This window comes from Desulfurella sp. (assembly GCF_023256235.1).
Lineage (GTDB): Bacteria > Campylobacterota_A > Desulfurellia > Desulfurellales > Desulfurellaceae > Desulfurella.
The window spans coordinates 1-5,085 of the sequence record NZ_JAGDWY010000096.1 but is presented as its reverse complement, the minus strand read 5'-3'; the positions used below and the strand labels follow the sequence as shown (position 1 = coordinate 5,085).

The 5,085-nt window shown below is 33.9% G+C and carries 5 protein-coding genes; 2 read left to right on the top strand and 3 right to left on the bottom strand.

Annotation, left to right across the window (positions count from 1 at the left end):
• Together Q0C22_RS10385 and Q0C22_RS10380 are read left to right on the top strand one after the other, a co-directional pair.
• Positions 1-461, top strand: a 461-nt coding sequence (locus Q0C22_RS10385) for a hypothetical protein (protein ID WP_291494510.1), incomplete at its 5' end; no start/stop codon positions are given.
• Positions 462-473: 12 nt separating this feature from the next.
• On the top strand, positions 474-938 hold the full coding sequence (locus Q0C22_RS10380; RefSeq protein ID WP_291494508.1) for a hypothetical protein: 465 nt from the start codon (positions 474-476) through the stop codon (positions 936-938).
• A 270-nt stretch (positions 939-1,208) separates the two neighbouring features.
• Here Q0C22_RS10380 and Q0C22_RS10375 read toward each other — a convergent pair whose 3' ends face one another.
• The 3 genes from Q0C22_RS10375 to Q0C22_RS10365 are packed head-to-tail and all read right to left on the bottom strand — an operon-like array spanning position 1,209 to position 4,811.
• Positions 1,209-2,531 (bottom strand): citrate (Si)-synthase, encoded by a 1,323-nt coding sequence (locus Q0C22_RS10375; RefSeq protein ID WP_291494506.1) that lies wholly within the window; start codon positions 2,529-2,531, stop codon positions 1,209-1,211.
• Between the two features lie 20 nt (positions 2,532-2,551).
• Positions 2,552-3,439 (bottom strand): methylisocitrate lyase, encoded by an 888-nt coding sequence (gene prpB, locus Q0C22_RS10370; RefSeq protein ID WP_291494504.1) that lies wholly within the window; start codon positions 3,437-3,439, stop codon positions 2,552-2,554.
• 1 nt (position 3,440) lies between these two features.
• A complete protein-coding gene (locus Q0C22_RS10365; protein WP_291494502.1) occupies positions 3,441-4,811 on the bottom strand; it encodes an MmgE/PrpD family protein in 1,371 nt (456 codons plus the stop codon).
• Positions 4,812-5,085: the final 274 nt, after the last annotated feature.

Below are 5,085 nucleotides of genomic sequence, written 5' to 3'. Positions count from 1 at the left end.
TTTTTATTGCATCTTGCGAAACTCCTAGTGTCAACCTAACAGAAAGCGTTAGCACATTTAAAATAAGAGGATATCAGACACGAACATACGATACAACAGACACAAAAATGGTTATGAAAGCAATGGTTAACGCTCTGCAAGACGAAGGTTTTGTGATAAAGGTTTTAAATACAGATATGGGTTTAATAACCGCAGAAAGAACATTTCAAACTATTAACAAGGGTCAGAAATTTTGGTATGGAGTTCAATATGGTTACGATGTAGCTACTATCGTGGAAGGCAATATCAGCGTTGATAGGTTCGGCAACCAAACCAAGGTTAGAGCAAATTTCATAGAAAAAGTTGTTAATACAAAAGGTGGTATAACAAAAGTAAAACAGGTAGATGATCCAAAACTATACCAGGAGTTTTTCGCTCAAGCACAAAAAAGCATTTTTATTGAGAAAGAAAAGGTATATTAAAATGGAGGAATAATGAAGGATTTGAACGATCTTTGCAAGAAGCTAGCAGATATCATTAACGAGTGCCAGATTGAGATTTTAGAGTATTGCAAAAGCATAGGAGTATCAAAACTCACAGTAAGTAGGCCCGAATGGGTTTCGCCTTCTAATCCATCATTTACATTGCAGACGGTTTCTACTGAAGAGGTTATTGAACGGATAAAAAATATCAAAGTCATAGAGTGGTGCGAAAAAGAACAAGAAAACATTGGTTGTATTGGCTATGGGTATGATGATATTAAAAGAGATTATTTTGAGAAATATATTAATAATGGCAGTTTAAAATTATTAGAAGATTCTGAAAATACATATAATATACCTATTCTATCTAATCAACAGCTTGAACAACTTAAAAATATTAGGCAAAAATACTTAAAAAAATTTGAAGAATGGCAAGAAGAACGTAAAAACTACCTAATTAGCTTAGGAAAATTTTAGCCGATAAACCTTATTTAAATGGTGTTTGATTTTTTAAGCGATGTTGTTTCTTATAAAAGGGAGTAAGAAAGATAATAGCAGAATACATTTATTCTTGCAATTATGATAATACCGCATGCAAGCTTAGGCTATAAAACGCCTATGAGTGTCTATATGGCTGGTCTAGAGGGTAGCGTAAATGGGGAATAAGAAAATTAAAAAAATTGACTTGATAAAGGGGTACAGGTTAAGATAGCAATAAACTATATTTTCAAAACCCAAAGTGTGGTTTTAAAACCACACTTTGGCTGTAGTGTCCTTTTGTGCGATAGACTCAAGCATTTTTAATGTAACTGATTTTGGTCGCTCAATTGGATAGCCTAGAGCTCTATCCCATGTAATGTTAGACAAAACACCCATAGAACGTGAAATATCAAATAAAACAGGATAAAACTCGTACTGACCTACACCATAGTGAGCTTGTATGGTACCTGTTATATTATCGCAGTTTGGCCAAGGATTTTTGGCTTTGCCATGTTTTGTTAATACATCAGGGGCTACCTCATAAAGCAAAGACACTAATTGGAATAATTTGTCGTCAGGTAGGTGTTTTTTGCCAAATTCCAGTTGTGCTACGAAACGAGGATCAGTTTTTCTTAATACGGCATGGCCATATCCAGGAATTACCTGACCAGAGTTTAAAGTGTCCCAGCAAAATTGCTCTAGCTCTTCTTTTGTAGGAATTTTGTTTAGTTTTTGGAGAAGTTCCTGGAACCACTTTAATGCTTCTTGTGTAGCACCGCCATGTAAAGGGCCAGACAAGCCATTTATACCAGCAGCTAAAGAGTAATAAGCATCAGCCCAAGCAGATGCAACAAGATGTGTTGTATGCGCAGATACATTTCCGCTTTCATGGTCTGAAAGCAAAATAAAATATAAACGGGAAAAATCGTCATAAGGCTTATCAATACCCATCATATAAGCAAAATTACCACCAAAATCCAAATCAGGATTTTCTGGTATTTGATCGTTATTTTTATATTTTAATCTATAGATATATGCTGCTATCATTGGAATTTTTGGTAGCAAATTCAATACATCTTCAAGCATATATTCCCACGCATTTAGTTTTGTAATTTTGTTTTCTGCATATGCTTTTGCAAACACTGATTCTTGTTGCATAGTATCTACTGCTACAGCTAACATAACATCAGGGCGTGCTTGAGTGGGCATGGAATCTAATACTTTATAAACATAATTTGGAACCTTTCTTTTTTCTTTAAATAAATCTATTATCTCTTGTACTTCCTGTTCAGTAGGAATATCGCCAGTCATTAAAAGGTAGAATTGAGCTTCGTCATATGGCATTTCTGCACCTTTTGGTTTTGGAAGTTTTTGAAGTACTTCATCTACCGTGTAGCCTCTGTAGCGTATGCCTTCAAATGGATCTAAATATGAAATATCTGTAACCAAAACTTTTAGACCCCTCATTCCACCAATTACTTGAGCTATGGTTATATCACCTACCTTTGTATCGCCATACTCTTTTAGTAACTTATTTACTCTTTCCCTTTCGTTTTCAATTTTTTCTTTTAGCTTTTCTTTAAGCTTCATATAACACCTCCTTTTGGGCGTCATTTTTTTTCAAAGATAGCTTTGTCAAAATCTTCATACTCAGAATACTTTATGAGTTCATATAATTCCTGCCTTGTTTGCATTTGATCTAATATCCCTTTTTGTGTACCGTGTTCTTTTATATATTCGAAGGTTTTCTTTATAGCATAGTTTGCAGCCCTTAGTGCACTTACCGGATATATAACTATCTTGTAACCCAAATCCCTAAATTCTTCCAATGTAATATAGGGAGTTTTGCCAAATTCGGTCATATTGGCTAAAAGTGGTGCTTTAACATTTAAAGCTACTTCTTTGAATTCTTCTTTTGTTTCTAAAGCTTCAGGAAAAACGATATCTGCACCTGCTTCTACATAGCTATTTGCCCTATCAATCGCATCTTTTAAGCCATTTACAGCCTTTGCGTCCGTTCTTGCCACAATAAGCAAATTTTTTGCTACTTTTTTTGCTGCCCGAATCTTTTGCACCATCCTTTCTTTTTCAATAACTTTTTTCCCAGATAAATGCCCACATTTTTTTGGAAGCTCCTGATCTTCAATTTGTATAGCTGCTGCTTTTGCTTCTTGCATTGTTTTAGCAGTTTTTGCAACATTTAACGTTTCACCAAAACCCACATCTACATCAACTATCATTGGCAGGCCACTTGCCCTATAAATATAAGCGCACATTGTTGCTACTTCGTTTAACTCAATTAAACTTAAATCAGGCATGCCAAGGCTCGCAGTTAATGCTGCCCCAGATAAATAACAACACTCAAAACCTACCTGACGAGCAATTAGAGCACTCATTGGGTTAAATACACCAACAACACCCAGAATATCTTTTTGTTCTAATAATTTCTTTAGTGTTAAAGATGGATTATCCATACGTTCTTCTACAAGCCAGCTCATTTTATACCCTCAATAATTGAGCTAATTTAGATATATCTTCGCATTTTTCGAGGTTCATAACCGCATCAATTACATTTTCCATCTCTGTATTTGTTAGAATACCTTCGGCATTATTTTTGAATTTTTCAATAACTTCTTCATCGCTCATTTTGTTTTTTGCGTGGCCTTTTGGATATTTTACTTCTTCAGTGTAGATTTTTTGATCTTTAGTTTTAAGTGTTACTCTGTTTGGTATTCCGTCTGGATAACCTGCTGTTAGCTCGTCTTTTTGGTCAAGCGTTGTTTTGGTAGAAAGAATTTTTTTAACAATTGGATCATTCAATTTTTCTTTACTGAATGAATGTTTTGTTATATTTCCATCTAATATGCCCACAACTGTTATGTATTGTATGCTATGGTCTGCCGTTTCTTTGGTTTTTGGTTCCCATTTTTCTTTATCTTTTGCTATTATTTCGTATGCTGCTTTAAATGTATCGATATGTATTGATTCAATATCGTCTGGAGAGCTTATATACTGATGGAGTTTTTTAACTATATCAACGACACTTTGAGCGTGATACTCCACAGGATAAAACTTAATGTAAGTATCAAGTATTCTTTTGGGCTCTTTTTGTTTTATGATAGGTTCAAGAGCGTTATCATCAAATGTTTCGTTTTCCAATACTTGCTTAAAAAAGCCCATCTCACCTTCAAATGGTTGATAAGGACCACTCATACCATTAATAGCCAGAAAAGTACCAAAGATGGCATTTCTTACAGAATTGGCAGCAGCTGCACCTTTCCACATGGAAAGTTCACCGGCCCTTGTTTGGCGCGCAGATAAATTGGGTATTAAAGCTAAAGAAATTGCATGTTGTATGGTTTGTTCTTCAAGACCCAACAATTTACCAAGACCACAAGCTTCCATAATAGTAACATAGTTTACATGATCCCACCCGTGTTTTCTTAAACTTGCCGCATCGCATAGATTAACACCAATTTCATATGCTATTACAATTGCTTCCAAAAGTTTATGACCACCAAGTTTTTTCCATTCGCCCACAGCCCATAATCCTGGTATACAATCACTTGGATGCAGTGGCTCTTTTGATAGATAAGTGTCGTTAAAATCAAGATATCTTACCAATACACCGTTTGCAAAAGCAGCAACCTCTGGTGTTGTTTTAAATGGAAAACCAAAAAGATAAGAGCCATCTTGTGCTTCAAACATATAAGCATATTTTCTAACAGCTTTGGGTGCATCTTCGTGAAATGCAGCATACATAACACCAAATGAATCCAATATTCGCCTTTTGGCTTCGTGAATCGATTCTTGTGGTATCATTTTGGTATTTACAACATAATCTGCAAAAACTTTAGTGTACTTATCCATTTTTACCTCCTATAGTTTATTTATTCTCTTATTTAAAAATAGATACTAATTCATTAAAATCAAGTAAATAAGTAATATAGATATAGTAAATCATATTTAATAAACAAGTAAAAAAAGCTTAAAATAAATATAAATTAATTAAAATATAAATTCAATAATTTTAAGCATTAAATTTAATAAATTTTTATATAAGTTTTTATTAGTTATTAGTCTAATCCCCATATTATTGTAAAAATCGTAATATCTTTTTAGCACTTCTTGCAATTCTTCTATA